At 61.0% G+C, this 25,886-nt stretch carries 32 protein-coding genes and 1 pseudogene; 24 read left to right on the top strand and 9 right to left on the bottom strand.

The features are described 5' to 3' along the window. Positions 1-33: 33 nt before the first annotated feature. Positions 34-828 carry a hypothetical protein gene (locus GGD40_RS23590; protein ID WP_179745280.1) on the top strand — a complete coding sequence of 265 codons (795 nt, stop codon included), beginning with the start codon at positions 34-36 and terminating at the stop codon, positions 826-828. A gap of 88 nt (positions 829-916) precedes the next feature. Here GGD40_RS23590 and GGD40_RS23585 read toward each other — a convergent pair whose 3' ends face one another. The 3 genes from GGD40_RS23585 to ppnP form a co-directional block, all read right to left on the bottom strand. Next, the gene (locus GGD40_RS23585) at positions 917-1,732 is read right to left on the bottom strand and encodes a DUF2182 domain-containing protein (protein ID WP_179745279.1); all 816 of its coding nucleotides are present in this window, start codon (positions 1,730-1,732) and stop codon (positions 917-919) included. Continuing rightward, complete coding sequence (locus tag GGD40_RS23580; protein ID WP_179745278.1) at positions 1,729-2,331, bottom strand: DUF1326 domain-containing protein; 603 nt, start codon at positions 2,329-2,331, stop codon at positions 1,729-1,731. The genes GGD40_RS23585 and GGD40_RS23580 overlap by 4 nt, the downstream gene beginning before the upstream one ends. A 177-nt stretch (positions 2,332-2,508) precedes the next feature. Next, positions 2,509-2,829: a pyrimidine/purine nucleoside phosphorylase gene (gene ppnP, locus GGD40_RS23575; RefSeq protein ID WP_179745277.1), complete on the bottom strand. Its 321-nt coding sequence runs from the start codon at positions 2,827-2,829 to the stop codon at positions 2,509-2,511. On the opposite strand from ppnP, the gene GGD40_RS23570 reads away from it, so the two are divergent. The 8 genes from GGD40_RS23570 to GGD40_RS23535 all read left to right on the top strand — a co-directional run bounded on the left by GGD40_RS23570 (position 2,828) and on the right by GGD40_RS23535 (position 8,474). Continuing rightward, complete coding sequence (locus GGD40_RS23570) at positions 2,828-3,019, top strand: hypothetical protein (RefSeq protein ID WP_179745276.1); 192 nt, start codon at positions 2,828-2,830, stop codon at positions 3,017-3,019. The genes ppnP and GGD40_RS23570 overlap by 2 nt on opposite strands. A 58-nt stretch (positions 3,020-3,077) precedes the next feature. Next, positions 3,078-4,358 carry a serine hydrolase domain-containing protein gene (locus GGD40_RS23565; protein WP_179745275.1) on the top strand — a complete coding sequence of 427 codons (1,281 nt, stop codon included), beginning with the start codon at positions 3,078-3,080 and terminating at the stop codon, positions 4,356-4,358. 63 nt (positions 4,359-4,421) lie between these two features. Beyond that, positions 4,422-5,402 carry an ABC transporter ATP-binding protein gene (locus GGD40_RS23560; RefSeq protein ID WP_179745274.1) on the top strand — a complete coding sequence of 327 codons (981 nt, stop codon included), beginning with the start codon at positions 4,422-4,424 and terminating at the stop codon, positions 5,400-5,402. Between the two features lie 4 nt (positions 5,403-5,406). Next, the gene (locus GGD40_RS23555) at positions 5,407-6,234 is read left to right on the top strand and encodes an ABC transporter permease (protein ID WP_179745273.1); all 828 of its coding nucleotides are present in this window, start codon (positions 5,407-5,409) and stop codon (positions 6,232-6,234) included. 4 nt (positions 6,235-6,238) lie between these two features. Next, a complete protein-coding gene (locus GGD40_RS23550; RefSeq protein ID WP_179745272.1) occupies positions 6,239-7,042 on the top strand; it encodes an ABC transporter permease in 804 nt (267 codons plus the stop codon). Positions 7,043-7,157: 115 nt separating this feature from the next. Then, positions 7,158-7,598: a hypothetical protein gene (locus GGD40_RS23545; protein WP_179745271.1), complete on the top strand. Its 441-nt coding sequence runs from the start codon at positions 7,158-7,160 to the stop codon at positions 7,596-7,598. Positions 7,599-7,634: 36 nt separating this feature from the next. Continuing rightward, complete coding sequence (locus GGD40_RS23540) at positions 7,635-7,886, top strand: hypothetical protein (RefSeq protein WP_179745270.1); 252 nt, start codon at positions 7,635-7,637, stop codon at positions 7,884-7,886. Between the two features lie 24 nt (positions 7,887-7,910). Then, complete coding sequence (locus GGD40_RS23535) at positions 7,911-8,474, top strand: SRPBCC domain-containing protein (RefSeq protein ID WP_179745269.1); 564 nt, start codon at positions 7,911-7,913, stop codon at positions 8,472-8,474. 17 nt (positions 8,475-8,491) lie between these two features. On the opposite strand, the gene GGD40_RS23530 is transcribed toward GGD40_RS23535, so the two are convergent. Next, the gene (locus GGD40_RS23530; protein WP_179745268.1) at positions 8,492-9,187 is read right to left on the bottom strand and encodes a pyridoxamine 5'-phosphate oxidase family protein; all 696 of its coding nucleotides are present in this window, start codon (positions 9,185-9,187) and stop codon (positions 8,492-8,494) included. Positions 9,188-9,286: 99 nt separating this feature from the next. Here GGD40_RS23530 and GGD40_RS23525 point away from each other — a divergent pair, with 99 nt between their 5' ends. Beyond that, positions 9,287-9,724: a GNAT family N-acetyltransferase gene (locus GGD40_RS23525; protein WP_179745267.1), complete on the top strand. Its 438-nt coding sequence runs from the start codon at positions 9,287-9,289 to the stop codon at positions 9,722-9,724. A 42-nt stretch (positions 9,725-9,766) separates the two neighbouring features. Here GGD40_RS23525 and GGD40_RS23520 read toward each other — a convergent pair. Both GGD40_RS23520 and GGD40_RS23515 read right to left on the bottom strand, forming a co-directional pair. Further along, positions 9,767-10,540 (bottom strand): annotated as a pseudogene (locus GGD40_RS23520) (MHYT domain-containing protein); the annotation flags it as partial. Positions 10,541-10,885: 345 nt separating this feature from the next. Continuing rightward, positions 10,886-11,791: a LysR substrate-binding domain-containing protein gene (locus tag GGD40_RS23515; RefSeq protein ID WP_179712596.1), complete on the bottom strand. Its 906-nt coding sequence runs from the start codon at positions 11,789-11,791 to the stop codon at positions 10,886-10,888. Positions 11,792-11,974: 183 nt separating this feature from the next. Here GGD40_RS23515 and GGD40_RS23510 point away from each other — a divergent pair, with 183 nt between their 5' ends. The 5 genes from GGD40_RS23510 to GGD40_RS23490 all read left to right on the top strand — a co-directional run bounded on the left by GGD40_RS23510 (position 11,975) and on the right by GGD40_RS23490 (position 16,987). Then, on the top strand, positions 11,975-12,874 hold the full coding sequence (locus GGD40_RS23510; protein WP_179745265.1) for a transketolase: 900 nt from the start codon (positions 11,975-11,977) through the stop codon (positions 12,872-12,874). Then, positions 12,871-13,869: a transketolase family protein gene (locus GGD40_RS23505; protein WP_035558507.1), complete on the top strand. Its 999-nt coding sequence runs from the start codon at positions 12,871-12,873 to the stop codon at positions 13,867-13,869. Before GGD40_RS23510 ends, GGD40_RS23505 begins: the two co-directional genes overlap by 4 nt. Next, positions 13,772-14,725 carry an NAD(P)-dependent oxidoreductase gene (locus tag GGD40_RS37400; RefSeq protein ID WP_373565417.1) on the top strand — a complete coding sequence of 318 codons (954 nt, stop codon included), beginning with the start codon at positions 13,772-13,774 and terminating at the stop codon, positions 14,723-14,725. Before GGD40_RS23505 ends, GGD40_RS37400 begins: the two co-directional genes overlap by 98 nt. A gap of 66 nt (positions 14,726-14,791) precedes the next feature. Next, positions 14,792-16,117, top strand: coding sequence for an MFS transporter (locus GGD40_RS23495; protein WP_179745263.1), 1,326 nt, complete (start codon positions 14,792-14,794; stop codon positions 16,115-16,117). A 66-nt stretch (positions 16,118-16,183) separates the two neighbouring features. Next, on the top strand, positions 16,184-16,987 hold the full coding sequence (locus GGD40_RS23490; protein WP_179745262.1) for a lipid II flippase Amj family protein: 804 nt from the start codon (positions 16,184-16,186) through the stop codon (positions 16,985-16,987). Positions 16,988-17,000: 13 nt separating this feature from the next. On the opposite strand, the gene GGD40_RS23485 is transcribed toward GGD40_RS23490, so the two are convergent. After that, positions 17,001-17,285 carry a cupin domain-containing protein gene (locus GGD40_RS23485; RefSeq protein ID WP_179745261.1) on the bottom strand — a complete coding sequence of 95 codons (285 nt, stop codon included), beginning with the start codon at positions 17,283-17,285 and terminating at the stop codon, positions 17,001-17,003. A 236-nt stretch (positions 17,286-17,521) separates the two neighbouring features. Here GGD40_RS23485 and GGD40_RS23480 point away from each other — a divergent pair, with 236 nt between their 5' ends. The 3 genes from GGD40_RS23480 to GGD40_RS23470 all read left to right on the top strand — a co-directional run bounded on the left by GGD40_RS23480 (position 17,522) and on the right by GGD40_RS23470 (position 19,912). Continuing rightward, positions 17,522-18,373, top strand: a complete 852-nt coding sequence (locus GGD40_RS23480) for an AraC family transcriptional regulator (protein WP_179745260.1) — start codon at positions 17,522-17,524, stop codon at positions 18,371-18,373. Positions 18,374-18,663: 290 nt separating this feature from the next. Further along, positions 18,664-19,275, top strand: a complete 612-nt coding sequence (locus GGD40_RS23475) for an ATP phosphoribosyltransferase regulatory subunit (RefSeq protein ID WP_179745259.1) — start codon at positions 18,664-18,666, stop codon at positions 19,273-19,275. Between the two features lie 112 nt (positions 19,276-19,387). Next, on the top strand, positions 19,388-19,912 hold the full coding sequence (locus tag GGD40_RS23470; protein WP_179747025.1) for a GNAT family N-acetyltransferase: 525 nt from the start codon (positions 19,388-19,390) through the stop codon (positions 19,910-19,912). A gap of 60 nt (positions 19,913-19,972) precedes the next feature. Here the strand turns inward: GGD40_RS23470 and GGD40_RS23465 are convergent, their stop codons facing one another. Beyond that, complete coding sequence (locus GGD40_RS23465; protein ID WP_179712614.1) at positions 19,973-20,458, bottom strand: GNAT family N-acetyltransferase; 486 nt, start codon at positions 20,456-20,458, stop codon at positions 19,973-19,975. A gap of 269 nt (positions 20,459-20,727) precedes the next feature. Here GGD40_RS23465 and GGD40_RS23460 point away from each other — a divergent pair, with 269 nt between their 5' ends. The 3 genes from GGD40_RS23460 (at position 20,728) to GGD40_RS23450 (ending at position 23,297) form a co-directional block, all read left to right on the top strand. Further along, the gene (locus GGD40_RS23460) at positions 20,728-21,393 is read left to right on the top strand and encodes a GntR family transcriptional regulator (RefSeq protein WP_179712616.1); all 666 of its coding nucleotides are present in this window, start codon (positions 20,728-20,730) and stop codon (positions 21,391-21,393) included. After that, complete coding sequence (locus GGD40_RS23455; protein WP_179745258.1) at positions 21,377-22,636, top strand: dicarboxylate/amino acid:cation symporter; 1,260 nt, start codon at positions 21,377-21,379, stop codon at positions 22,634-22,636. The genes GGD40_RS23460 and GGD40_RS23455 overlap by 17 nt, the downstream gene beginning before the upstream one ends. Positions 22,637-22,769: 133 nt before the next feature. Next, positions 22,770-23,297, top strand: a complete 528-nt coding sequence (locus GGD40_RS23450) for a hypothetical protein (protein ID WP_179745257.1) — start codon at positions 22,770-22,772, stop codon at positions 23,295-23,297. Between the two features lie 51 nt (positions 23,298-23,348). Here GGD40_RS23450 and GGD40_RS23445 read toward each other — a convergent pair whose 3' ends face one another. Continuing rightward, positions 23,349-23,849, bottom strand: a complete 501-nt coding sequence (locus GGD40_RS23445) for a GNAT family N-acetyltransferase (protein ID WP_179745256.1) — start codon at positions 23,847-23,849, stop codon at positions 23,349-23,351. A 380-nt stretch (positions 23,850-24,229) separates the two neighbouring features. On the opposite strand from GGD40_RS23445, the gene GGD40_RS23440 reads away from it, so the two are divergent. From GGD40_RS23440 to GGD40_RS23430, 3 genes are all read left to right on the top strand, one after another. Further along, positions 24,230-24,730, top strand: a complete 501-nt coding sequence (locus GGD40_RS23440) for a DUF2778 domain-containing protein (RefSeq protein WP_306456598.1) — start codon at positions 24,230-24,232, stop codon at positions 24,728-24,730. Beyond that, the gene (locus GGD40_RS23435; protein ID WP_179745254.1) at positions 24,727-25,044 is read left to right on the top strand and encodes a hypothetical protein; all 318 of its coding nucleotides are present in this window, start codon (positions 24,727-24,729) and stop codon (positions 25,042-25,044) included. The genes GGD40_RS23440 and GGD40_RS23435 overlap by 4 nt, the downstream gene beginning before the upstream one ends. A 291-nt stretch (positions 25,045-25,335) precedes the next feature. After that, positions 25,336-25,878, top strand: a complete 543-nt coding sequence (locus tag GGD40_RS23430) for a PaaI family thioesterase (protein ID WP_179745253.1) — start codon at positions 25,336-25,338, stop codon at positions 25,876-25,878. Positions 25,879-25,886 lie beyond the last annotated feature (8 nt).

Genomic DNA, 25,886 nt, shown 5'->3' with positions numbered 1-25,886 from the left:
TATGATCCCACTTTACATCCGCTCGATTCCGGCATGCTCGCGCTCAAACTCACGCTCGTCCCGTTGTTTCTGCTAATCGTTTCGATGTCGGGCAAGTGGTGGGGGCCGTCCATCGCCGGCTGGTTGGCTGGCCTGCCGGTGGTCGCTGGGCCGATTCTGTATCTGCTGGTGCTCGCGCACGGACCCGCATTCGGCGCGCGTGCCGCGACGCTATCGCTGTCCGCGATCCTCGCTTCGGAAGCCTTCAATTTCGCCTACGCATGGACCTGCCGCACGCGCTCCTGGCCGCTTGCGCTGGCGACCGGATTGATCGCGTGGTTCGTGGCCGCGTGCGGTCTGTCCCGGTTGCCTGTGTCGCCGCGATGGGCCGCGATCGTGGCGCTCGCCGCGGTGTGTTTCGGCCAGTCGTTCCTGCCGCGCAGTTCGGCGGTCGCGGCCGGCGCGCCGCTGTCGCGCACCGACCTGATCGGCCGGATGGTGGCCGGCGCGGTGTTGACGCTGCTGGTCACGTCATTGTCGGGACGGGTGGGCGCCGCGTGGAGCGGTTTGCTCGCGGTGTTTCCGCTGCTCGGTATCGTGCTGTCGGTGTCGTCGCATCGGGCGCATGGTCCGGACTTCGTCATTGCGCTGCTGCGCGGCATGGTGCTCGGCCGGTTTTCGTTTGCCGCGTTCTGTTTGCTGCTGTCGTTTGCGTTGCCTTATCAGCATCCGCTGGTCGCGTTTATGGAGGCCGCGTTGCTGGCGATGTTTGTGCAGTGGTGCACAAAGCGGCTAGCGACGACGCCGCGCGCGAAGGCAGTGGAGTCAGGCGTCGCAGCCACGGAATGAGGCAGTCGCGCAATCGCTGAAGCTGTCGTGCGCGTCGTGCAACACGGGTGGCGCGCAGGGTCTCGCAACGCCAGCGGAGCCTCGCGCTTCAGGCAAGCGTCACCGCCGTGACGGCTGCCCACGACAACAGCGCCACACCGAACGGCGCGCTTAGACGCCTGCCCCAGCGCACGTTCTTTTCGATCGCCATTACGGCGGCCAGCAGAAGCATCCAGCCGAGGCTGCCGGTGCCGAGCGCGAACATCAACAGCATCAGCGCCCAGCAGCAACCGACGCAGAACAGCCCGTGGTGCGCACCGAGCGCGAACGCCTGACGGGCCTGCGCGTGGCCATGCCAGTGTTCGATAACGAAACTCAGCGGCGTGCGGCACTTGTCCATGCAACGATGTTTGAGCTTGCTGAACTGGAATGCGCCGGCCAAGCCGACGATCGCGACGCCGATCATCCGGCCATGCCACGCGAGCGCGGGCACGTGGGCAAACAGCGCGAACACGGCGCTATGAAGTAGGTGCGCCACGAGTCCGAAAGCACCCCACACCGTCATATAGCCGAGGCCGAGCAGCATGAGGAGGCGTGCATGATCGGGACGTTGCGCGGTCAGGCGGTCGAATGCATTGAAGAGCGGCAAGGTGCTCGGCAGCATCATGGCTGCCGTCATCAGAATCCATGCGACGGCATAGAGCAGTGCGGGCAACACCACATTGCCCGCGGGCACGGTGCGGCATAGAAACGCCGCCGGCCCCGAGGCGGTCCAGTCGCCGTGGTCGAGATAGCGTCCATACGGACTGCGCGCCCACGCCCACAACGTCACCCAGGCGAGCGCGATCAACGCAGCCATTAGCGGCACGAACACATGACTATGGCGCGAGGAGCCGGGCGGTGCCCGGCTTGCCGGCGCGTTCATGCGTCGAAGACGAAGGTACTCTGCAGCGCGTTATGGTTCTTGATATTGAGGTCGATGCCGAGCGCCGCGTTTTTCGATCGATAGGTGGGCGCCTTGCCTACGAATACCGGCGCGCCCGGCACGGTGGAAAACACGGTGTCGGAGAGGGTAGTTTGGTTGCCGGTTGCCCCCGAGTAGGGCTCGAGTTCCGCGTAGTAGTTCGTGCCGATCTCGAGTTCGCCTTTGCCCGCGACCACGGTAAAGCGGATCGGCGCGCGCTCCACGGATACCACCTGGCCGATCAGTTTGGCCAGGTCGGCGACCGGGCCACCGGCCTGGCCGGTGTAGACCTTCAACAGCGCGGCTTCCTGCTCCGGCGACGCCTGATCGCCGATAAAGATCGCGGCGGTCCAGTTGCCTTGCAGGATATTGCCGGGGACATGCGCGACGGCCGCGATGGTGTTGCCGCCGACATCCACGCCTTCAACCGTTCCTTGGTCGATGTGCCATGCGACGATGGTGTCGCAGGTTTCGTTGTCGGGGTCCTCGCCGATCCAGCAGGGGCAGAGGACTTTGCAATTGCACACCTCGAGTAGACGCCCTTCCAGGTGATAGCTCATACGAATCTCCATGTGGAGGCACGCAAAACACCGTCTTGCCGCCGTCGTAAAACGACCGCAAGGGGGGGTAATTGTCCGGCTGCGAAGTCGCCGACGTCAATCGCTTTCACCGAGATGCGGGTGGCCATTCGCGGGCGACGACGGGCGGTCTATGTCCGCGCGTCGTCGCCATTTCATTTACAGATAGCTGCAAACGTAGTCGAGCGTGTCGACCACGTCGATATCGAAGAGGCTCTTGCCCGGCACCGAGAACGATTCGCCCGCGCTATACGTCTGCCACGTGTCGCTGCCCTCGAGACGGATGCGGCATTGGCCCGCTTGCACTTCCATGAGTTCCGGCGCGTCGGTGCCGAAGTTCAGCGTGCCCGGCAGAATCACGCCGAGCGTTTTGCGCGTGCCGTCGGCGAACAGAACGGTATGCGAGACACACTTGCCGTCGAAGTAGACGTTGGCTCGTTTGATAACGGAAACTTGATCGAATTGCGTGGCGGCCGTCATGGCGGTCTTCCTCCTGGTCATGGTGAATGAAATGCGTTGGCGCGCGGTGGCGGTGGCGGTGGTCGCGGTGCTGGTCGCGAGCCAAGCGAGCCGCCTGGGTATGCGGTCCGGCGCGGAGCCGCCATCATACAGGCTGGCGGAAGTGTGGCTGGCCGCGCGTAGCAAAGTTGTAAAGCTGAATTTCGTTTAATCAAAATGCGCGTTCAGTTCTCTAGAATGCGATGGACCTGAACCGTCTCTCGCGACTTATGGTCATTGGCAAATTTCTTGTACTCAGTTCGTTTCTGCTGGCAAGCGCAGGCCCGGCGATCGCCGCTCCCGACGAGGACAAGCTCGGCAAAGCGTTGGGATACCCGGTAGGCAATGCCGAAAACTGGTTCTATGACGAAACGGTGCGCGTCGGCTCATTCAGCCATCAAGGCGAGATTCCCAATATATTCGGCGGCGAGGCTCATCGCCTTCCACCCGCCGGCGAACCTATGGTGTTGCCCAAAGCCGCGCATGAGCCGGCCATCTGCTGGGATAGCGTCGACGCCCGGAATCTGAACGTCGACGACTATCTGTCTCGGCAACGCATCATGGGTTTGATGATCGTGAAAGATGGCGTGATTCAGGTTGAGCGCTATCAGTACGATCGGGGTCCCGGCGACCGGTTTCTGTCCAACTCGATGGTCAAGTCGATCACGTCGCTAGGTATCGGCATTGCGCTGCGAGAAGGCAAGATTCATTCGCTCGACGAACGCGCCGACGTCTACGCGCCCGGGCTGGCGGGCACGCTGTATGGAGCAACCACGATCCGCAACCTGCTGCGTATGGCCTCGGGCGCGAAATTCACGGAAATCTATAACGGCGCCGACGACGCGGCCCACTACGGCAAAGTCGCCACTCGCGACGGTCAAGAGGCCGCCGCACGAACCGTAACGAAGCGTGCCGCGCCGCAGGGCACGCGGTTTTCTTACGCGAGTCCGCAGACCGATATGCTCGGGCTGGTGTTGCATGGGGCGACCGGCATGAGCTTGAGCGACTACCTCACGTCGCGCTTGTGGCAGCCGATTGGTGCGGCAACCTCGGCGCTGTGGCGGGCCGACAGATTTGGGCAGGAACGTGCGAGCGCCGGCTTCAATGCCACGCTCGCCGATTACGCGCGTCTGGCCGTGGTGCTGGCCAACGACGGCGTGCGGCCGGACGACCCGCAACACCGGCAGATCATTCCGCTCGACTATCTGCTCAACGCCACCGACTGGCATCGTGTACCTGAAGCGTTCCGGCCGCATAATGCCGCACCGTACTATGGCTACGGCTACCAGTTCTGGCTGTTTCCCGGTGAGCAGCGACGCTTCGCGATGCTGGGTGTCTATGGGCAAATGATCTTCGTCGACCCGCAGCGGAAGTTGGTAATGGTGCAGACTGCGGCCAACGCGACGGCGAAGGTGGGCGGCAGCGGCACGTCGCTGGGCAAGGAGGCGGACGAGTTCTGGCGAGGCGTGGAGCGGGGGTGCGGCGGGGGCGTTACAGCTAGTAGTCAATGACTCGGCCGTGCATTGACTGGGCAACGCAATAAATCGACAACGCAATCAATCAGCGAGGATCGCATGTCCCAGATCGTAGTTGAAGGCCTCGCCAAAACCTACCGCATCGCGGAACGCCAGCCCGGCATGCTCAGCATATTTCGCCGACGCTGGCGCGAAGTAGAAGCACTCACGGATGTCAGCTTCAGTCTGCAACGCGGCGAACTGCTGGGGTTTATCGGCCCTAACGGCGCGGGCAAATCGACGACCATCAAGATTCTGTCCGGTATTCTGCGACCCACGGCCGGCAAGGTCGTGATCGAAGGCCGCGTGCCTTTCGACAACCGTATCGCTCACGTCGCGCGCATTGGGGCGGTGTTCGGCCAACGCAGTCAGCTATGGTGGGACTTGCCGGTGATCGACGGCTTCGATCTGCTGCGCGACATCTATCGTGTGGAACCCGCAGCCTACCGGCGTACGCGTGACGAACTCGTCGCGTTGCTGCGCCTCGAGCGCCTGCTCGATCAGCCGGTGCGCCAGCTCTCGCTGGGCCAGCGAATGCGCGCTGAAATCGCCGCCGCATTGCTGCATGCGCCGCCGATCCTTTTCCTCGACGAGCCGACGATCGGACTCGACGCACCTTCGAAACTGGCGGTGCGCGAATTCGTCAAGACGTTGAACCGCGAGCGCGGCGTCACCGTGTTGCTGACCACTCACGACATGCACGACATCGAGGCGCTCGCGCAGCGCGTGATCGTCATTGGTCATGGCCGGGTACTGGCCGACCAGCCGTTCGACGCGTTGCGCACCGGCGTGCTGGCCGATCGCCGGCTCCTGGTCGATTTCGTCGGCGACGCGCCCGAGCTGAGCATCGACGGTGCGCAGACGCTGCGGCGCGAAGGCCGCACGGCGGAGCTCGCCTTCGATCCTCGTGTCGTCGGCGCGCCGGCGCTGATCGCGCGCATCGCGGCCGACCATGCGGTCGAGGACATTCGCGTCGAGCAGCCGGCGATCGAGGAGGTCATCGCCCATTTCTACCGTTTGCACGGCGCAGCCGAAGCCTGATCCGATGAACGCTCTTCGTCCCTACGTCGCCGCTTTCGTCGCGCGCTTCAAGACCATGCTGCAGTACCGCGCTGCGGCGCTGGCTGGATTTACCACGCAGTGCTGGTGGGGCGGGCTGAAGGTCATGGTCTATACGGCGTTCTATCACCACTCGATGCAGGCTCACGCGCCGATGACCCTGGCGCAAGTGGTGACCTACACCTGGCTCGGACAGGCGCTGCTGACGCTGCAACCGTGGGGCGGCGATCCGGACGTTGCGGCGGCCGTGCGTACCGGTGCGGTGAGCTACGACCGTCTGCGGCCGGTCGATACCTACGTCTGGTGGTTCATCCGTGCCGTGGCGTGGATGAGCGCGCGGGCATTGCCCCGAGCCGCGCTGATGTTCGTGGCGGCCGCCGTCGTGCTGCCGCTGATCGGCTTGGGCGAGTGGTCATGGCGCGCGCCGGCGGATGCCGTGCAGGCGGGGTTGTTCGCGATCTCGCTGTTGCTGATGATCCTGCTGGGCGCAGCCTTCACCATGCTGCTCAACCTTTGCATCACAGCGACGCTGACCGATCGCGGAATCAACACGCTGGCGCCGGCTTTCGTCATCCTGTTCTCCGGCAATCTGCTGCCGCTGGGTTTGTTTCCCGACTGGGCGCAGCCGTTTCTGATCGCGCAGCCATTCGCCGGGATGCTCGATATTCCTACGCGGATCTACATCGGCACGCTTAACGGCGCCGCTGCGTGGGGCGGACTGGCCTTGCAGGCTTTCTGGACGTTGGTCTTCGTCGCGGTGGGTCGCAAGGGAATCGGCGGCGTGATGGCCCGGCTCGAAGTGCAAGGAGGTTGAGGCGATGAACGCGCTTTATCTTTTGCGACGCTACTTCGCCACGTCGATCCGCGCGCAGCTTCAATATCCGGCTTCCAGTCTGTTGCTGGGCGCTGGCGCATTCCTGACGACCGTCATCGAACTCGGCGGAATCTGGGCGCTGTTCGATCGATTCGGCGACGTGCAGGGCTGGCGTTTCGGCGATATCTGTATGTTCTTCGGCATGGTCAGCATCAGCTTCTCGATCGCCGATTTCATCAGCCGCGGCTTCGACGTGTTCGGCAGCGAGTTTGTGCGGACGGGCGACTTCGACCGCGTGTTGCTGCGTCCACGCACGGCAACGCTGCAACTCATCGGGCATGACTTCCGGCTGCGGGTGATCGGCCGCCTGATTCAGGGGCTCGTGGTGCTGGGGGTGGCGACGCGCTCGCTCGATTTTCACTGGAGCGGGGCGGCGGTCGGCCTGGCGCTTTGGACGATTGCCGGCGGCGCGGCGCTGTTTTTCGGCCTGATGGTCTTGCAAGCGACGCTGGCGTTCTGGACAGTCGAAAGCCTGGAGGTGGTCAACGTCGTGACCTATGGCGGCGTGCAAGCCGCGCAATTTCCGCTGAGCCTCTATGCCGGGTGGTTTCGCAATTTTCTGATCTTCGTTGTGCCGATTGCGTGCATTGCCTATTTCCCCGTGCTGGCGATTCTTGATAAACCCGATCCGCTGGGTGCGCCGAACTGGTTCCTGCCGTTGGCGCCGGCGGTGGGATTCGTATTTCTGGCCGTATGTTTTGCGGCCTGGCAATGGGGTGTGCGCAAGTACACGTCGACTGGAACTTGAGCTTGGTGACGCAGGCGTTTCAATGTTTCAATACGTTCGAGTCAAACAGGCCTAGCGGATTTCGCGGCGAATAGGGTTCACCGTTATCGAGGTGTTGCATGGTTTCCGAAAGCCCATGAGTATGTCGACATTCCCCGAACGCTCACGTCGTTCGAACTGGCTGCCGGCCGGCGTGCTTCTGGGCGTCGGTGCGCTGATCGCTTCGCGGGCTGGGCTCGATAGGGTTTTCGATGCCGTTACCGCCGGCATGCCGTGGGCCCGCGTCGCGTTGTTTCTTGCCCTCGGCGTAGTTGGGATTTATTGTGCTCGGCGTAGTGGCCTTCAACTGGCGGCTCACGGTCTTCGTCACCCTTTTGCAGTCGCTTTTGGCATTGGCCTGCTCGTCGCGCTCTATGTTGCGTTCGTCGATCTTGTCGTGTTCCGGCGCTTGTTGCCTTCGAGTTACGTCGCCTATTTTTCCGGGTCTACGCTGCCTGCGCGCCTGACTTACTTCATGCTGCGCGCGTTCAATGAGAACATCTTCTACCGCCTGTTTTTCATGTCCACGGTGGTATGAGTTCTTGGACTTGTCTGGCGGGATTCGCAAGGGCGTTTGCCGAATGCCGCTTACTGGTTCGCCATTATTCTTGCCCAGGCTGTGCCGATGCTGATCAACGAGGCGCCGTTTTATCCGCCAAACCTGACACTGGGTTTTTTGCTGTATGTGGTCGTGCGGTTCATTCTGGCGGGCGTTCTGTGGGGCTTTCTCTACTGGCGATATGGTTTTGTCACTGCGGAAACCGCGCACGTTAGCACCCATGTTTTTTTGCAGCCGATCATGGGGTTTGTGCTGGGAGCGGGGTGACGAGGAACTGTCGAGGAATCAATCTTGAGTCTGCTGAAACGCTTTATCGTCGGTTCGCTTTGCCTCATTGTTCTGGTTGCCTTGGCGTTATTCGCGCTGCACCGGAACGGCGCGATAGAAACCGACGTGTTGATCGACAGTTCGCCGCAAGCGGTCTGGCAAGTTCTCACCGCAACCGCCGACTACCCAGCGTGGAATCCCGAGATTTCGCGGCTGGATGGACAACTTCACGAAGGCAACGTAATTGAATTTGCCGAAGGAGCCGGGCCGGACGCCATGGTGTTTCATCCGCGAATTCTTGTCGTTCGGCCGGAGCGTGAGTTGCGGTGGAAGGGGTACGTCTGGCTTCCTGGCCTCTTCGACGGCGAGCATTGGTTCGTTCTTGAGCCGGTGGGCAACAGAACACGCTTTATTCAAGGCGAAACATTCACCGGTGTTCTCGTTGGGCGCCTGACTCCCGGTGTTTTGAAAGACACCGTCGACAGCATGCGCGAGATGAACGAGGCGTTGAAGCGACGCACCGAGCAGATCTCCGCGCCTTCGCCGGATCAGTCCAAAGAACTGAACCAGCAGAAGCACGCAGAGTGACCGAGCGCGCACGTCGCTCAGGACGTTGTCGACGTCAGCGCGTCAACGGCCGTGCGGTGAACCGTAGCGTTCTGCCAACGTTCCACATAGTCGGGCGTGCCACGCGGCGCGGCGACGACCACGGGCATTTGCGGTTGCAGCACCAGCGGCAGCACGCCGGCCCAAACCGGCAGATTCAGATCGGCTTCGTCATCTTCGGGGCCGCCGCTGCTGATCTTGCACGCGGCTTCGTCGAGCGGAATACGCAGGATAGTCGTAGCGGCCAGTTCGTTGGCGTCGCCTGGACGAGCCTCGCGTGAACGACCCGGCGCGATGTGCTCCATCAACGTATCGAGCGCCGCGGACTTGAGCGCGTCCGCTACCACGTCGAATTCGCCGTAGATAACCGCCGAGCGATAGTTCATCGAATGGTTGAACGCCGAGCGCGCCAGCACCAGGCCGTCGAGGTGCGTGATCGTCACGCAAACCTGCGCGCGACTGGCGACCAGCTTCAGCATGCGGCTGCCGTTGGAGCCGTGAATGTACAGATGGTCGCCGTCGCGCCAGCACGCAGTGGGGATGCAGTGCACGCCGTGGTCGTCGGTGAAGGCGACGTGGCACACGTACGCGGCGTCGATGACCGCGTGGAGTGTAGCGCGGTCGTAATGTCCACGTTGCGCGAGGCGGCGAATGCGGGTGCGCTCGGATGGCGGCGCGGCTTCGGGGGCGGTCATGGCGGAACTCCGTGCGTTTAATCGGGAAGGCTCACACGATAAGAAAATCGTGCCATGATTTGTAGACCCACGAATAACGCAATTTTTAGAGCCATGACAATGAACTTGACGTTCGCGACTACGACTCACAGCGACGCCGACGCGCTGGTTCAAATGCGCATCGCCGCGATGAGAGAAAGTCTGGAGCGGATTGGCCGCTTCGACCCGCAGCGCGCACGCGACCGTTTCCTCGCATCGTTTGAACCGGATCTGTGCAAGTTCATTGTGATCGACGGCGTGTCGGTGGGCTTCGTTTTAACGCGGCCCGAAAAGGACTATCTGAAGCTCGAGCATTTCTATGTCATGCCTGAGCACCAGGGAAAGGGCATCGGCTCAACGGTGATGCAGACGATCCTCGCCGATGCGGACGCGCGTTCCATTGAAGTCAAGCTGGGCGCGCTCCGCGATAGCGACTCAAACCGCTTTTATCAGCGGCATGGGTTCGTCAAAGAGGCGGAGGACGAATGGGATATCTACTACGCGCGGCAACCGCAATGAGGGTCGCGTAGAGATTGAAGCGGCCTACCGTGCCGGCCCCTGGATCCGATCGATCTGCTCATTCAACCGCGTAATCGAGTTCGACAGAAACGTCGCTCTCGCATCGAGCCGGCTAAGCAGCAACGTCACGATAAGAATCGCGATCGACAACGGAATGATCGCGAGCGCCAGCCACTGAGGCTTGACGCCACCCGCCGCACCGCAAATCGACCCAACCGGAAAATCCGCCGCGGCCATACCGGTGTAATGCATGCCCGCAATCGCAATCCCCATCACGCAAGCCGCGCCGATACGTTTGCGCATCAACCGGTTAGGTCCCGCGCCGCGCAATGTATTGGCCAGCCAGAGCGCCGCCGTGGAGGCGGCGATCGCAATCAGAATCGATGCGGCGAAGATGGCGGGCTCGTACTGAATAGCCGGGGTCATTTTCATCGCGGCCATGCCGAGGTAGTGCATGCCGGAGATGCCGAATCCCATTAGCGTGCCACCGGCAATCAAGCCCGACATCTTCAAACGATCGAGCGTGACGACATGCAACGCAAACCACGAAACGAGAATGGCGATGGCGAGCGAGTAGCAGGTCACCGCAAAATCATAGCCAATTGGGATACTCAGGGAAAACGAGAGCATGCCGATAAAGTGCATCGACCAGATGCCGATTCCCATGGCCAATGCGCCGCCGGCTAGCCACATATGCCGGGAACGGGAGTAAGCGAGTAAGGAAATGCGGTCGGCGAGATCGAGTGCCGTATAGGACGCCAGTGTCGCGACGACAAGCGAAAAGGCGACTAGCCCCAGGTTATAGCTGCTTTGCATAGGTTGACGGCTTTCAGAAGAGCTCGACTAGTGATGGATGACAACCTCGCAGGACTCTTCGTTGACGAAGAACCTGGCCCTGCACATAACGCTGGCCTGTGCGTTGATCGATTCGTGTAGTGTCTTTGCCGTTGCTGCGGTGCAGCCGGAGTGCCGTTTATTTTGCTTCTTGTCGACGCGATACGGATTACGATAAAGCAGTCTTGAATCTAAAGCAAGTACGTCGAATGCCTCATTAAATGAGCATCGGTGTCTGGATAGTGTGCCAGCTAATTTAATGCTCGATGCATTGTCGGAATGCAGCCCAACTTACTTTTCATTTCATGGGCCATCTAGCAAGCCGGTTTAGATTAAAGAGCCAGGTAAGTTCTCGATCCCCAACTCCTTCAGCAACCAGCTCCTGAACGTGTCGAACGCCTGGTGATGATGAAGCCGTTTCGGGTAGACCAGATAGTGACCTACGTACGGCACTTCCCGCGTAGTGCCGATCAACGGAGACATCAGCGTCCCCTGATTCAATTCGCGCTCGGCCAGCAGTGTGGATTCGAGCACCACACCGAGTCCGCCGACGGCCGCGGCAATCGCCATCGAACTGCGATCGAAGCGCAATCCGTATTGATTCGGCGGCGTCAGCTGGTTGGCCTCGAACCATCCTTTCCATTGAAACATCTGAACGTCGCACTGAATGAGCGTGTGTTCGTACAGATCCTCCGGGCGTTGAATCTTTCGCGCGAGTTCCGGCGCGCAAAGCGGCGTCAGTTTCTCGAGCGCGAGCGGAATCTTTTCATACGGCGACGGCTTGGGCTCGCCGTACACGATATCGAGGTCGAAGTCGTCGTCCTCGAAACGCGCGTAGTCCGTGCTCGCGGAAAAGCGCAGGTCGATCCGCGGATTTTCTTTGACGAAGCCCGCGAGTCTCGGCAACAGCCATTGCGTGGCGAAACTTGGGGCGGTGTGCAGGCGCAGCGGACTCGGTTCGTCGGTCGTGACGAGCGCGAGTCCGCGGCGCATCTCTTCCATGCCGCGCTGCACGTGTTCGAGCAGGATCGCGCCTTCGCGGGTCAGCGTCACCTCGCGTGTGCTGCGCTGGAACAGGCGCAAATCCACGGTTTCTTCCAGCTTACGAATGGAATGGCTGACCGCGCTCGGCGACAGATCCAGTTCCTGCGCCGCCGTCGCGAACGACGCAGTGCGGCCGGCCGCCTCGAACACGCGCAGGAACGGCAACGGTAACTTGCGGATCGGCTTCATGCATGAATTCCGTTCATGAATAGGTGCAATCGTTTCTTTTGTCAGGGTGTTTTTTCCAATGATACGCTGGCTCTGCGTCGAACTGATTTGCAACTGATGAATGAAAAGCATCTATTGCCAGCGAGTCAGCCGACCAGTCCGCCACGCCGGGCAGCGCATTCCGAAGACATTCAGGACGGAGACATGACAACCATCACCGAAACACGGCAGCAGAGCGCCGCCACACCCGCCGAATCTGACGCTCACTCCCACGCCGACCTCGCGCGCCACGCGTACCGGATCCGCCGCTTCGCGTTGCGCATGGGCGAAGTCCAGGGCCAGGGCTATATCGGCCAAGCGTTGGGCCTCGCCGACGTGCTCGCCGTGGCGTTCTGCCACGCGATGAACCTGCGTCCCGACGAACCCGAGTGGGAGGGCCGGGATCGCTTTCTGCTGTCGCATGGGCACTACGCGATCGCGCTGTACGCGGCGCTGATCGAAGCGGGCGTGATTGCCGAGGCGGAGTTGGAAACCTACGGTTCCGACGACAGCCGCCTGCCGATGTCCGGCATGGCGACCTACACCCCCGGCATGGAAATCTCGGGCGGCTCGCTGGGCCAGGGCTTGAGCATCGCGGTGGGCATGGCGCTCGGGCTGCGGCAGAAAGGCAACCCGGCGTGGGTCTTCAATTCGATGTCCGACGGCGAGCTCGATGAAGGCGCCACATGGGAAGCTGCGATGTCCGCGGCGCATCACCAGCTCGGCAATCTGATCACGCTGGTCGACGTCAACCAGCAGCAGGCGGACGGCCCGTCGCAGCGCATTCTCGGTTTCGAGCCGCTGGCGGACAAATGGCGTGCCTTCGGCTGGCATGTACAACGCGTCGACGGTAACGATCTCGCCGCCGTGATTGCCGCATTCGATCAGGCGCGCGACGTCAGCGAGCCGGTGCCGCGCGTGATCCTGTTCGATACGCTGATGGGCAAGGGCGTGCCGTTTCTCGAACAGCGCGAGAAAAACCACTTCATTCGCGTCGACCCGGAGGAATGGCAGCAAGCCATCGCCGTGCTCGATGCAGCGCAACCCGCGGGAGACCGAGCATGAGCACCGTCATCAACAAACCTCGCCTGACCACGTCGGCGATGATCGCGTCGATCGCGACGGAAGGCCAGCGCACCATGGCCGCGCCGTTCGGGCACGCGCTCGTGGCGGAAGCGGCGAAGCGGCCGAATATCGTCGGCATGACGGCGGATCTGTCGAAGTACACCGATCTGCACATCTTCGCCAACGAATACCCGCAGCGCCATTTCCAGATGGGCATGGCCGAACAGTTGCTGATGGGCGCCGCCGGCGGCATGGCGAAGGAGGGCTTCATTCCGTTCGCGACCACTTACGCGGTGTTCGCCACGCGCCGCGCGTACGACTTCATCCACCAGGTGATCGCCGAAGAAAACCTCAACGTGAAGATCTGCGCCGCGCTGCCGGGCCTGACTACAGGCTACGGTCCGAGCCACCAGGCCACCGAAGACATCGCGCTGATGCGCGGCATTCCGGGGCTGACGATCGTCGATCCGTGCGATGCGCTCGATACCGAACAGGCGGTCGCCGCGATCGCCGCGCATGATGGCCCGGTGTATATGCGTCTGCTGCGCGGCAAGGTGCCGCTGGTGCTCGACGAATACGACTACCAGTTCGAACTCGGCAAAGCGAAGTTGCTGCGCGACGGCCGCGACGTGCTGATCATCTCGTCGGGGATCATGACGATGCGCGCGCTCGAAGCCGCGCAAGTGCTTGGTGACGGCGCCGCCGATGTCGCGGTGCTGCACGTGCCCACCATCAAACCGCTCGACGAGGAGACCATCGTCGAAGCGTGCCGGCGCTCGGGGCGTCTCGTGATCGTCGCGGAGAATCACAGTTGTGTCGGCGGACTCGGGGAAGCCGTCGCCACGGCGCTGATGCGCGCGCGCGTGCAGCCGGAATTCCGGCAGATCGCGCTGCCGGATCAGTTTCTCGCGGCGGGCGCGTTGCCCACGCTGCACGACCGCTACGGCATCTCGACGTCGTCGCTGGTGGGCAGCATCAAACAATGGTTGGCGTGAGGAGACCACGATGAACGTGACCTTTGTGGGAGTCGGCGCGATCGGCTTGCCGATGGCGCTACGCATCCAGCAGGCGGGGCATGCGGTGACCGGCGTGGATGTGTTCGGCCGCGCGCGTGAAAACGCGCAGATGAGCGGGATCGAGGCGGTCGCGAGTTTCGGCGCGGCGCCGGCGGCGGAGGTCGTCGTCGTGATGGTCGCCACGCCGGAGCATCTGTCGACGCTGGTCGATGAGGCCGTCGGCGCGGTAAAGGGGCAGACGTGGGTGATCATGTCCACGGTCGGTCCGGCGAGCGTCCGCGAGCAGGGCGCGCGATTGCGCGAGGCCGGCGCGCGCGTGGTCGATGCGCCGGTTACAGGCGGCGTCGCGCGCGCAAAAACCGGCATGCTCGTGATCTTCGCGGCCGGCGAGCAGCAGGATGTGGACAGCGTGTTGCCGGTGCTGGACGCCATGGGCAGCGTGCATGTCACGGGCCAGCAACTCGGCGACGGGCAAAGCATCAAGGTGGTGAATCAGCATCTGTGTTCGGTGCATATCGTGGCCGCCGCCGAAGCGCTGAATCTCGCCGGCGCGCTCGGACTCGATCCGGCCGCCGTGCTGAAGCTGATCGAAAAAGGCGCGGCGGGCTCGTGGATGCTGTCGGATCGCGGCCCGCGCATGGTGGCCGGCACCGACGTCGAAGTCACCAGCGCGATCAATATTTTCGTTAAAGACAGTGGTCTGGTGAATGCGGCCGCCGCGCAATGCGGCGCCGATGTGCCGCTGCTGAAAATCGCGCACGAGCGCTATCAGCAGGCCGCCGATGCGGGATTGGGATTGCACGACGACAGCCGGGTCATCGAAACCTGGCGTTGACGTGCGGCCTGAACCTCGGGCCTCAGCGCGATATTCACCTACTAAAACGATTCGGAGACACAAGCCATGAGTACCTCATCCGCGACACTTCCTGCCAAGGACAATCCGATCAAGGTGTCCTTTGCCTCGATGATCGGCTCGGCGGTGGAGAGCTATGACTTCTTCATCTACGGCACCGCCGCCGCCGGCTGGTTCGGCAAGATATTCTTTCATACGAACGAGCCGATCGTCGGCATTATGGCGGCGTTCGCCACGCTGGCGGTCGGCTTTTTGATGCGGCCGTTCGGCGGGTATCTGGCGGGGCACTATGGCGATCGTCTGGGACGCAAGACGGTGCTGTTCTGGTCGCTACTCGCCATGGGCGCCGCGACCGTGCTGATCGGCGCGCTGCCTACCTACGACCAGGTCGGTGTGCTGGCGCCCGTGCTGCTGATTCTGCTGCGCATGGTGCAGGGCATCGGTTTCGGCGCGGAATGGGGCGGTGCGGTCCTGATGGCGTGCGAGCATGCGCCGGCCAAACGTCGCGGATTTTTCGGCGCGGTGCCGCAGGTGGGAATTCCGTTGGGCCTGCTGTTGGCCAACGGCGCGTTTCTTCTTTCGTCGACGATGTTCGAAGGCAACTGGGTCTGGCGCGCGCCGTTTCTGGTGTCGTTCGTGATGGTGGCGATTGGCCTCTTTATCCGTTTGAGCGTGAAGGAGTCGCCCGCATTCGAGGCGATCAAGGCCAGCGACACGATCATCAAGCAGCCCGCGTTGCAGGTGATTCGCAGTGACTGGCGCATGATCCTGAAGATCATCGGCTTGCGTCTCGCGGAAACGGGCGGCTATTACATCACGACCAGTTTCATGCTGTCGTACGTGATCCTCGCGCATGTGTCCGCCAAAGAAAATGTGCTGTGGGGGACGATGATCGGCTCGGCGCTCGGTCTCGGCAGCCATCTGTTTTACGGCATGCTGAGCGATCGGTTAGGGCGGCGTCCGCTGTTCCTGTTCGGTGCGTTGTTCACCATCGTGTTCGGCATGCCGATGTTCATGCTGATCAACACCGGTGCGGCCATCATGGTTATTACGGCGGTCACGCTGTCGCTGCTGTTCAGCCACGATCCGATCTTCGCGGTCGAATCGAGCTGGTTCTCCGAGCAGTTTCCGGCGAATGTGCGGTCGTCGGGGATTTCGCTGGGTTACAACGGGGCGTCGGTCGTGGCGGGTTTGCTGCCGTTTGTCGCCACCGGACTATATGGCGTGGTGGGCTGGATGGGGCCGGCTGTCATGTTCTCGCTGCTCGGCATTATCTCCAGCCTGTGCGCGCTGTCCATGCGGGAAACGGCGCCGGCCGTGCTCGAAAGACGCTCCGATATGCCGATAAGCCAGCATAAGGTGGGCACGCGGTGAGGGTAGCGTGTCGATGGGCTGAAGCAGGTCAGGTAGACTCTCTCGGCCCGGACTCCCGCCACGCTCATGGATACCCAACTGATCATCATCTGCGCGCTCACGTTCGTGATTCACGTTATCGCGACATTGGCGTACGCCGTTCGGATCGCCGGGGTTCGTACCCGACGGATTGCCGTTTCGTTCGCGTTGTTCGGCATCATCGCGCTGGTGTCGCGCACGGCGAACTCGTTCCAGGGGCCGTTTCTGGCGAAGCGGGTCGAAGAGGATCTCGCCCATCACGTGCAGGCCGGCATGTTGGGGGATTTCCGGCTATTCCTGCTGGCGGCGACGCTTGCCACGGTCGTGGGGGCGTTTCTCATTCCCACCTTTCAACGCTACTTCAGCCGCGCGGTAATCCATTTCCAGGCGCATCGGTCGATTCCGCGGCTGGCGCTTCATGCGTTCAGTCGAGGTGGAATCGCGTACATTCGCGGCGGCGCTCGCCTGCCTGCTAGAGAAAACGTGACGCAATTGACGTCCGATGCCGGCGTGTCGTGGAAAGTCATTACGCTGAACGTCTTCGCCATGTCGCTTTGGACGGTCGGCGTTTTTGCGTCGTTATACGCGGGGTTTTTGAAGCCGGAGTTGCGCGTGACCTGTGCGAATCTTTCTTCGGTGATCAATGGATTCGCGACGATCGTGCTGACGGTCGTCATCGACCCGCAAATATCCGTCATGACGGACGACGTCATAGAAGGGCGTGTCACGGAGAACAGATTCCGTCGCGCGATCACCACGCTGATCGGCGCGCGGGTCGTTGGCACCCTGCTCGCACAATTGATGCTGGTGCCGGCCGCGTTTCTGATTGTGCGTGTGGCCGAGGCGATCTGATGCGTGCGATCGGCTAGCGAATCTCCACCTCGATGAACACAACCTCTTGATCGGTCGCGTTGACGACGTTGTGCTCGACGCCTTTCAGTCCGGCATAACTCTGTCCGGCACGTAGCTGGGTTTCACGATTACCTTGTGTCGTCTCGAGTAGAAGCAGTCCGTCGGTTTGCGGCACGACGACATAATCATGCCCGTGTACGTGCCAACCGGTCTCGGCGCCTGGCGCGAAACGCCATTCGGTGACGATCACGCGTTCATTCGATACCTGCTGCGTAGGAACTGCGGGCGGACGATTCATGGGCGTTGCCTCAGTAGACTGGGGACGAAGTTCGTTGGAGAGCGCGTGACGCGCAATACGGCTGAAAGGCATTCTGAAGGCCACACCATTCATTTGACATGGACAGTCCTCTCACCTCGACCAACACAGTTGAGCTGGCCTGTTCGCTGGGGTTCGCCAGGCACCGCGCAAGAACGATCAAATGAGCCGTTTGCCGATATCGTATATTCCCGTCGAACACTTTTTCTGGGAACGGTATGAATCCGGTTACAAAGGCGCTGTGGTTTATTGAAATCGAACTCGGCGACGAACTCACGCTCGAGCGAATTTCATCGACTTGCGGCATGTCGCGCTTCGGTCTTTCACGCCTCTTCTCGATGAGTACGGGGTGGCCTGTCATGCGCTACGTCCGTTCACGACGGCTGACGCGCGCCGCGCGCTCGTTGACGCAGGGCGCACCGGACATTCTCAGCGTGGCGATCGACGCCGGATATGGTTCTCACGAGGCATTCACGCGCGCCTTTCACGATCTGTTCGGCGTCACGCCCGAACAGGTGCGGGCACGGCGCGATCTCGATGGTCTTTCCCTGGTGGAGCCGCTACGTATGAAAGAAATGAAACTCACCGATATTGCCGAGCCGCGCTTCGAAATGAGCGAAAGGCTGTTGATCGCCGGTATAGGCGGCCGCTTCACGTTCGAAACCAACGAAGGCATTCCGGCGCTTTGGCAGACTTTCAACCCGTACGTCGGCAACTTGCCCGACCAGGTGAGTTGCGTGACGTATGGCGTGTGCTGCAACGCGGATGGGGAGGGCGGATTCGACTACATCGCGGGCGTGCAGGTGAGAAGCCCGGACCGCTTGCCCGCCTCTTTCCGCTGCGTGGAAATCGAACCGCAGCGCTATGCGGTCTTTGAACATAAAGGGCACATCGCCACGCTGCACGAGACGGTCCACAGTATCTGGAATAAATGGCTGCCGGAGTCGGGCATGGAGGCGGCGGAAGCGCCCGAGTTCGAGCGCTATAGCGAGGACTTCGATCCCTGTGCCGGGACGGGCGTGCTGGAGATCTGGTTGCCGGTCAAAGACGGCGTGCGGCGGTCTGACTGATCGGAGAAGTACTGGGACACATCGGCCACGCGCACACAGAACCTTTTTAATGTGCCACTATAGACAGCATGGAACCCCGTAACGTACTGAGCCAGTCTCATCATCATCACGGTCGCAATGCATTGCGCCGTGGTTCGTTACGTCCATAGCAAGGAACTTGGGATTTCGACTCCCTTCCCTGCACGTACAACCAAGGCGCCCCTCAGGCGCCTTTTTTTATTTTCAGCTCCTTTACACCACTAAATTAGAGAGGTTTCTCATGACCATGATTCGCGGAACTCGCTTCGTCGTTGGGAAAGAGGCGGCACAAATGCGCGCACTGGAAAATCAATTCCGGAGCTATCTTCATTGACCTTGGCGCGGAGGAGGCGATCGTTCCCGCGCTATGGTCGCAGGACACGTTTATCCAGAAGGCCGGCGGCAGCGAGATCATCGGCCAGATGTGGGCCTTCCCCGACAAGAAAGGACGACCGTGTTGCCTGATTCCAGAAGCGACCGCGCTATTCCAGGAGCGTTGCGCCGAACTGTTGGATCGACAGCCGGAACGGATGTTGTTCTATATCGCGCGGTGCTATCGGTACGAGCGGCCGCAGGCCGGCCGCTATCGTGAGTTCTCGCAACTCGGATTCGAGTACCTGTGCGCCGATCCCGACTTCGCGACGAGACGCAGTCAGGAGATCGTGACTGGTTTTTTCGACTCACTCGGACTGCGTTACGAGATCGACACCGCTGCGAAAAGAGGCCTTAGCTACTATCTGAACGGCAGCGGTTTCGAGTTGCGTTGTACCGAACTCGGCGCGCAACAGCAAGTGGTGGGCGGAGGGGCGTATCGCGAGGGAGCGGGTTTCGGAATCGGCGCGGAACGACTGCTGCTGGCGATGGAGGCTCAAGGGCTGATCTAGCGAGATTCGTTTCGTGGGAAGGCTGGGCGGCTTGAATAACCGCAAGCATTCGACAACGGTGCTTGATTCACCGACAATCGATCAGCACAGACAAACACAAGAAAGGTGTGAGATGCCACCCAGCGCGCAATCCATCAGAATCGAATCAACGCGGCTTCTTATTAAACCATTCTCACCCGCCGACGCAGACGTCGCGTTCTCATGCATCACGCTATCGCTGACGCGTTACATGGCGTGGGAGCCGGCGGCTTCGCGGGATGAATTCGACCGTATCTGGCAGGGCTGGATACCGTCCATCGAGAACGGATCGGACTATGTGTTCGCTATCCGTCACCGCACCGACGGAAGCTTTCTCGGCCTGGTCGGGCTTCACTATGTGAACACCGAGAAGCAGGAACTCGGTATCTGGATTCGAGAAGATCGTCATGGCGAAAGTTTTGGTCGCGAAGCCGTCACGCTGGTCGCGCGGTGGGCAACGCAAACCCTTGGCGCCGAGAGCTTTATTTACCCGGTTGCCGAAGAGAACCTGCCCAGCCGGCGCATTGCGGAATCGCTAGGCGGCGTGATCGTGGAGCACTGCGAGAGGCCGAAATACAAGGCGGTCATTTACCGAATCCCCGCCGTCTATTGTCAGTGAGAGCAGATTGAGAACAAGGCCGATTATCTTCGCGTCGTAGCCGGCAGGGGTCTTTGTCGACTACTCGACATCCGTAACAGGTTCTCCCGGCAGGACATAGTGCATTTCATAGAACAACACGTCGCCGCGCGTCGGTAATGTGAAAGGCGGGGACGCGGAGGCGAACCCGAGCGCCTCATAAAACCCCCGCGCGCTTTCCCGCGCCGTGCACCAGACGATACGTCCGCCTTCTTTTCGCGCATGATCGAAGCACAGTTTGATCAGCATCCGGCCAAAACCGTACCGCTGCATGGACGGGTCCACTGCCACGCCGCGTAATCGCCACGCATTGTCGCCGGGCGAGCCGGGAAACGCTTCCTGACACACTGTTGCGGCCGCAACGATAGCGTCGCCGTCGCAGATCGCCAGATGCAAAGTCGAGTCCTGATCGTCGCCGCGGAATCGGCACTGCGACGTATCGCCGTCCAGCAGAACAGAACTCCGGATCGGATAGACCTGCTCGGCTGGAACAGAGCGTATAGCGAAGAGCGAACGATCACGCAGCATAAATTGAGTCCGTACCTACAAAGTGAGTGGCGCCTGAAAGGGGCGAATAGTTTATTTCGGGAAGCATCTTTAAACGTTGATCCAGGTCTATCTGCTCGGTCAAAAGAGCCACCTGGAATTCCATATCTATGCGCTTCAGATCAATCCGTAATCTGGAATGAATAGAGTGAGTACCTATCAAAAATAATAGTTGCGCGGTGCTCGCATTAGAGCAATCATCGCCAACGTTGTAAATACAGTTTATTCGAGAGAGCCAACTGAGATCTCAGATGTTAGAGGAAACTCAATCCGATACGCAGTCCGCATATATCCAGCTCCGCACGAGAATTCTCGATGGGCGGCTGGCGCCGGGTCATCCGCTTTCGCCTCGCAATGTGGCGGAAGATCTGATGCTCGGGCATACGCCTGTGCGTTCCGCGATTCAACGGCTGGTTGTCGAAGGGCTGGTCGAAGTCATTCCTAAAAAAGGCACCTACGTCTCGGCGCCGACGAGCAACGATCTGCGAGAAATTTTCGAGGTGCGTCTGGCGTTGGAAAGCACGGCGGCGTATCTGGCTGCGGTCAACGGCGCGACGGAAGGATTGACTCGAGCGGCTGCGCAAATGCAGCAGTTGCTCGAACAACCTTCCACCAATCTATCGGTCGAGCAGCGCACGGGCTGGGTGTTTCATCAGGAGATGTTCGCGGCCTCCCGCAACGAACGTTTATTCACCACCTACAAGGTGCTCCGCGCGCAAACGGGGTTGGCGCTGAACGAACTGCATCGCGACGACGTGGCGACGGTTCGACGCGGCACGCTGGAACACCTGAACATCTTCGCCGCGATCAAGGCCAACGAGCCGGAAGCGGCGCGACGTCATATGTGGAATCACATCATCGATGGCACTGACGCAAGAATCAATCTAATAAGGGCTCAGAATGAAACCGTCAAGTAAGCGGATCTCCATGCCGGTGCAGATGCTGGTGGGTCTCGCGCTAGGGATCCTCGCGGGTATTTATGTACCGGACCTCAGCGCCAAGCTGTCGTTTATCTCCGCGATTTTCGCGCATGCCATCAAGATGGTCGTGATGCCGCTGATTCTGCTGTCCGTCACGCTCGGCGCGTTTCGGGCGGGCGTGCAGCGCGGGCATCTGGGCAAGACGGCGATGCTGAGCATCGGCTTTTTCCTGCTCATGACGCTGCTGGCCAGCGCGCTCGGCCTGGGACTCAATATGCTGTTCCGGCCGGGACTCGGCGCGAGCCTCGCGCAAACCGCCGTGATGCCGAAGAACCTCGCGCCGGGAATCGACTGGACGAAGTTCGTCGTCGACCTGGTGCCGGCGAATATCGTGGCGGCGCTGGCTGAAGGGAATGCGTTGCCGGTGCTGGTTTTCGGTGTGTTGCTGGGTTCGGCGCTGTCGGTAGTCGAGGACCGCGCGGCGCCTCTCGTCGCCGTATTCGAATCTTTGCTGGCGGCGCTCTTCAAGATGATCGAATGGGTTATCGCGTTGTCGCCGTTTGCCGTGTTCGCTGGGCTGGCGGCGTTGGTGTCGTCGAAGGGGATTGCATCCATCACGCCGTTGCTCAAGTTGCTCGGCGTCGCGTACCTCGGCATGGCGATCCTGGCGGTGGTGCTCACGCTGATCATCAAGTTGGTCGGCCAGTCGCCGCGCGCCGTGATCAAGCATGTCAGCGAGCCGCTGATTCTCGCGTTCAGTACGCGTTCGTCGGAAATCACGTTTCCGGTCCATTTGAAGCGGCTGACGGAAATGGGCGTGCCTTCGTCCGTCGCATCGACCATCTTGCCGCTGTCGTACATTTTCAATCGCGACGGCGCGGTGCTGTACACGGCGCTCGCCGTCGGCTATCTCGCGGATGCTTATCACCTGGCGTGGACCTGGCCGCTGGTGTTCACGATCATCGTGCTGACAATTATCACGATCGACGGCGCGGCTAACGTGCCGTCCGGTGCGATCGTGGCGATCACGGCGATCCTGTCGGCGGTCGGCTTGCCGCCCGAAGCCGTGTTGCTGATTCTCGGCCTCGACGCGTTTTTCGACATGGGCCGTACGGCGCTCAACGTCTATGCGAGCACGGTCGCCACCACGGTTGCCATGCGCATTTCCGGTGAGGCGCCGTCGGAGCCGATAGCCGGCAGTCACGCCGCGACGCTGCGGTCCTTACATGAGAATGCCTGACTCGGAGGCCGCTATGGCTGAGAAGTGGAGTTGTGCGGCGAATGGTTCGGCCGGTGAATCGCGAGTGATCAGCGGCAGGGCGAATCAATCGAACGGTTCGCGAGCTTCGCAACGGCGCGTCTGCGGCGATGGTGTGCTGGAAAAACGGGTTGCCGAGGCGTTGAACGCACGCCCTGCCGCGCGTGCGCCGGGCGCTGCGCAAGCAACGCGGCGCGATAGCGGGGAGCAAGGTGTTCATCCCGCGCTCATGCGTGAATTGACTGCAATCTGGCAGCAGGCGGATACCGCTTACTCGTTCGGCGGGGAATGGCAACGGTCCTTTGCGCTGGGGGAAATCGCCGACCGGTTGGCGGCGGTGATCAGTGACGGGGCGACGTTTTCCGACGAGTGTGCCGCGCCCGTCGTGACGGAGAGGCTTGCGGGCGACATGAACGCGCCGGCCTCATCCGATGGATTCGATGCGTTGCGCGAGCTTCTCGAACTGGAAGACCTGCGCGATACGATCAATGACCGCAAAGCGTGCGGTGAAGATGGGCTGGATGCCACGGTGACTGAGTACGAGGTACGGATGTCCCGCGCCTGGGCGCGTGCGCGCCGTGTCGTGGCGCGCGGGCTGGCGTCGGAGCAGTATGCGGAAGCGCAATCGGGCGCGGTGCGGTAGGGGCCGTTGCGGGCGCGTGAAGCGGCAGCGACGTCCCGGTCAATCGGCGACTTAACGCGCCGCTTTCTCGTAGAGCGACGCGACGTAGTCCCTGAGCTCCGGAATAGGCCGGGTCCCGACCCGTACAAAACCGAGCGACTCATAGTGAGCGCAGAGTTTCGTATTCCTTTGGTCGCAATCCAGTCGAAGAAAACGCCGGTTTCGGGCGCTGACCTGATTCGCGCACCAGTCCATTGCGAAACCGCCAATGCCGAGTCCACGACAGCCATTGCGCACGGCGATCCGGTGGACATAACCGGCGACCGGCTCCTGAATCCCCCAGTACTTTTCGTCTTGCCACGAGAGCGACATGGTCGCGACGCAGATACCGTCCTGCTCGATGACGTAGGCTTCGCTACGCGTAATGGTCTGCAGCACGCCGGCCTCGGTCCATCCCGTTTGGCCCCACGCCGCGTCGCCTTGCTGGAGCTTGTACGCGACTGCGTCGTTCAGGATCTCGGTGAGGTCGGAAACGTGTTCCGCCGCCGCTCGATGTACGGTTCTCGTTGGCATTGACAATGTCTCCGCGTGCCCAGTGTTTTTGTGCAATCTTTTCTTTTCAATCGACGAGTGAGCATCTCTTCACAGGTCGGAAGTTGTCTAATAGTTGTGCGTGAATATAAATGAAAGCCAAATAAAGGCAAACGAATCTTAAGCAGACGCGGACGCCAAAATGGTTGAGGATTGTCGCACATTTGAATGCGAGGACTCTCTCGTGAGTCCTGTTTCGAAGTAGTGCGGAGACTCTGGAAAGTACATTTCGCATCTAAATACCGGTAGCTATTCCGCCACGGGGTTTTACGGGACCAGATTGCGAAAAATCCGGGCGACGGATCGACGGTCTCTTATTGTTGCGTCCATCCTGTTCTTCGTAGCATGCGGGCATTCACTGTATGGTACGGAGTGTCTTTATGCCAGTCGCATGCGCTTTCATTCTCAACGGGAAAAAAACGTCGATTCTGACGTGTCCAGGAACCGCGCCCGTCAGCGCCTTTTCTGGCAGTGGCCAAGGACGCGACAACCCCGATGATACGGCTATGCCAAATATTGGACCTTTACCCAAAGGCGTTTATTACCTCGTGGACCGTCACTCGGGTGGCCGCATGGGGTTCCTCTGGGACCTCTGGTTTGCGTACGGCTATGGTTCGACCGACCGGCATACGTGGTTTATGTTGTGGAATCCGGAAACAGGTGACGAGACAATTATTAACGGAGTCAAGCGTGGCAATTTTCGGCTGCACCCGATGGGGCAAAGACGACTGAGTGAAGGGTGCATTAGCGTCGTCGACCCGACTGCGTTTGATAGACTACAGACATTCATTCGGTCCCAAGGACTTACCGTGGCGGTTCCTGGCACTACGATGAGGGCTTATGGAACGGTCATCGTGAAATGAAACGCATCCTGTTGAAGATTCTCGGATGTGGAGTCGCTGCCGCTTTGTCGATTGTCGGCGGCTGGTACGTGGCATGCCTTTTCATGCTGGTGCCCTACAACATGCCGCCCGGAGAGGACGCTTTCATAAGACATGGCCTGACCGCGGTGGGAGCAGAACATCTGGCGAACCCGGATGACATGCCGATGATTGCGCTGCTCCTCTGTTGGGGGATCGCGGCGTTGCTCATCGGCGCGCTTCTCTTTATCGGCTATGCCGTGTTACGCCGTCGTCACCGCAGTGCCAGGGCGGCAGCAGCGCGGCGTGCGTCATAGCCTTTATTCGCCCCCGCAAAATGCCGCGCGACCAGCAGCCGAATGGAGTGACCGTTGTTAATCGTAATTGACGATAAGCCAGAGCAAGTCGCGTCGACCATGGCGAAGGCAATGCCCTTTTCAAGGAAAACCTCTAAAACGCATGGGGCGTGGACGAGCCGGACCTCCGCGCCATTCACGTTGGCCGCAGTGAGTACACGTCGCCTCGCGTCCGTTGTCTCGGCGCAGCAGTGACGACCAAATGATGATTTAATCGATGCCTTCGATTTTCATTCGTCTGGGAGACCTGCTTTGACTCACGAACAAACCCTCGAACACTGGCTGGCGAAAGAACAGGAAGTCTTGGCTAGCGTCGACGCCGGGCCGGGGCCCGGACTCGCAAGTCCGGAGCAGGTTGCAGGGAAAACGGGACTGGAAGTCTTGCAGGCGATGATCGCCGGCGAATTGCCTTATGCCGCAATCGCAAAGACGCTCGACTTCACCTTGATCGAAGTGTCGGCAGGCCAGGCGGTGTTTCAGGGCACGCCGCTCGCCCAGCATCTGAATCCGCTCGGCACCGTTCACGGCGGCTGGATGGCGACGCTGCTCGACTCCGCGCTGGGTTGCTCGGTACACACCTTGATGCCGGTCGGACGCGGCTATACGACCGCCGAACTGAGCGTGAACTATGTGAAGGCCGTGCTGCCCCGCGTGCAGCGTGTGCGCGCCGAGGGCAAGGTGATCCACTGTGGCCGTCAACTGGCGACCGCCGAAGCGCGCCTCGTCGGACCGGACGGCACGCTCTACGCGCATGCCACGACAACCTGCCTCGTGTTCGAAATCCCCACTCGGTAAGACGGACG

The sequence above is a fragment of the Paraburkholderia bryophila genome (assembly GCF_013409255.1).
Classification (GTDB): domain Bacteria; phylum Pseudomonadota; class Gammaproteobacteria; order Burkholderiales; family Burkholderiaceae; genus Paraburkholderia.
Note: the sequence above shows the minus strand (reverse complement) of the source record. Positions and strands in the feature narration are given on the sequence as shown.

Excerpts from the sequence above, each read along its gene's own strand:
- GGD40_RS23555 (WP_179745273.1), top strand. The coding sequence starts at position 5,407 with ATGAACGCTCTTCGTCCCTACGTCGCCGCTTTCGTCGCGCGCTTCAAG.
- GGD40_RS23460 (WP_179712616.1), top strand. The coding sequence starts at position 20,728 with ATGTTAGAGGAAACTCAATCCGATACGCAGTCCGCATATATCCAGCTC.
- GGD40_RS23585 (WP_179745279.1), bottom strand. The coding sequence starts at position 1,732 with ATGAACGCGCCGGCAAGCCGGGCACCGCCCGGCTCCTCGCGCCATAGT.
- GGD40_RS23565 (WP_179745275.1), top strand. The coding sequence starts at position 3,078 with ATGGTCATTGGCAAATTTCTTGTACTCAGTTCGTTTCTGCTGGCAAGC.
- GGD40_RS23465 (WP_179712614.1), bottom strand. The coding sequence starts at position 20,458 with ATGCTGCGTGATCGTTCGCTCTTCGCTATACGCTCTGTTCCAGCCGAG.
- GGD40_RS23480 (WP_179745260.1), top strand. The coding sequence starts at position 17,522 with ATGAATCCGGTTACAAAGGCGCTGTGGTTTATTGAAATCGAACTCGGC.
- GGD40_RS23550 (WP_179745272.1), top strand. The coding sequence starts at position 6,239 with ATGAACGCGCTTTATCTTTTGCGACGCTACTTCGCCACGTCGATCCGC.
- GGD40_RS23515 (WP_179712596.1), bottom strand. The coding sequence starts at position 11,791 with ATGAAGCCGATCCGCAAGTTACCGTTGCCGTTCCTGCGCGTGTTCGAG.
- GGD40_RS23485 (WP_179745261.1), bottom strand. The coding sequence starts at position 17,285 with ATGAATCGTCCGCCCGCAGTTCCTACGCAGCAGGTATCGAATGAACGC.
- GGD40_RS23530 (WP_179745268.1), bottom strand. The coding sequence starts at position 9,187 with ATGACCGCCCCCGAAGCCGCGCCGCCATCCGAGCGCACCCGCATTCGC.
- GGD40_RS23505 (WP_035558507.1), top strand. The coding sequence starts at position 12,871 with ATGAGCACCGTCATCAACAAACCTCGCCTGACCACGTCGGCGATGATC.
- GGD40_RS23510 (WP_179745265.1), top strand. The coding sequence starts at position 11,975 with ATGACAACCATCACCGAAACACGGCAGCAGAGCGCCGCCACACCCGCC.
- GGD40_RS23470 (WP_179747025.1), top strand. The coding sequence starts at position 19,388 with ATGCCACCCAGCGCGCAATCCATCAGAATCGAATCAACGCGGCTTCTT.
- GGD40_RS23590 (WP_179745280.1), top strand. The coding sequence starts at position 34 with ATGCTCGCGCTCAAACTCACGCTCGTCCCGTTGTTTCTGCTAATCGTT.
- GGD40_RS23455 (WP_179745258.1), top strand. The coding sequence starts at position 21,377 with ATGAAACCGTCAAGTAAGCGGATCTCCATGCCGGTGCAGATGCTGGTG.
- GGD40_RS23580 (WP_179745278.1), bottom strand. The coding sequence starts at position 2,331 with ATGAGCTATCACCTGGAAGGGCGTCTACTCGAGGTGTGCAATTGCAAA.
- GGD40_RS23435 (WP_179745254.1), top strand. The coding sequence starts at position 24,727 with ATGAAACGCATCCTGTTGAAGATTCTCGGATGTGGAGTCGCTGCCGCT.
- GGD40_RS23570 (WP_179745276.1), top strand. The coding sequence starts at position 2,828 with ATGGCGGTCTTCCTCCTGGTCATGGTGAATGAAATGCGTTGGCGCGCG.
- GGD40_RS23445 (WP_179745256.1), bottom strand. The coding sequence starts at position 23,849 with ATGCCAACGAGAACCGTACATCGAGCGGCGGCGGAACACGTTTCCGAC.
- GGD40_RS23440 (WP_306456598.1), top strand. The coding sequence starts at position 24,230 with ATGGTACGGAGTGTCTTTATGCCAGTCGCATGCGCTTTCATTCTCAAC.
- ppnP (WP_179745277.1), bottom strand. The coding sequence starts at position 2,829 with ATGACGGCCGCCACGCAATTCGATCAAGTTTCCGTTATCAAACGAGCC.
- GGD40_RS23560 (WP_179745274.1), top strand. The coding sequence starts at position 4,422 with ATGTCCCAGATCGTAGTTGAAGGCCTCGCCAAAACCTACCGCATCGCG.
- GGD40_RS23525 (WP_179745267.1), top strand. The coding sequence starts at position 9,287 with ATGAACTTGACGTTCGCGACTACGACTCACAGCGACGCCGACGCGCTG.
- GGD40_RS23495 (WP_179745263.1), top strand. The coding sequence starts at position 14,792 with ATGAGTACCTCATCCGCGACACTTCCTGCCAAGGACAATCCGATCAAG.
- GGD40_RS23545 (WP_179745271.1), top strand. The coding sequence starts at position 7,158 with ATGAGTATGTCGACATTCCCCGAACGCTCACGTCGTTCGAACTGGCTG.
- GGD40_RS23490 (WP_179745262.1), top strand. The coding sequence starts at position 16,184 with ATGGATACCCAACTGATCATCATCTGCGCGCTCACGTTCGTGATTCAC.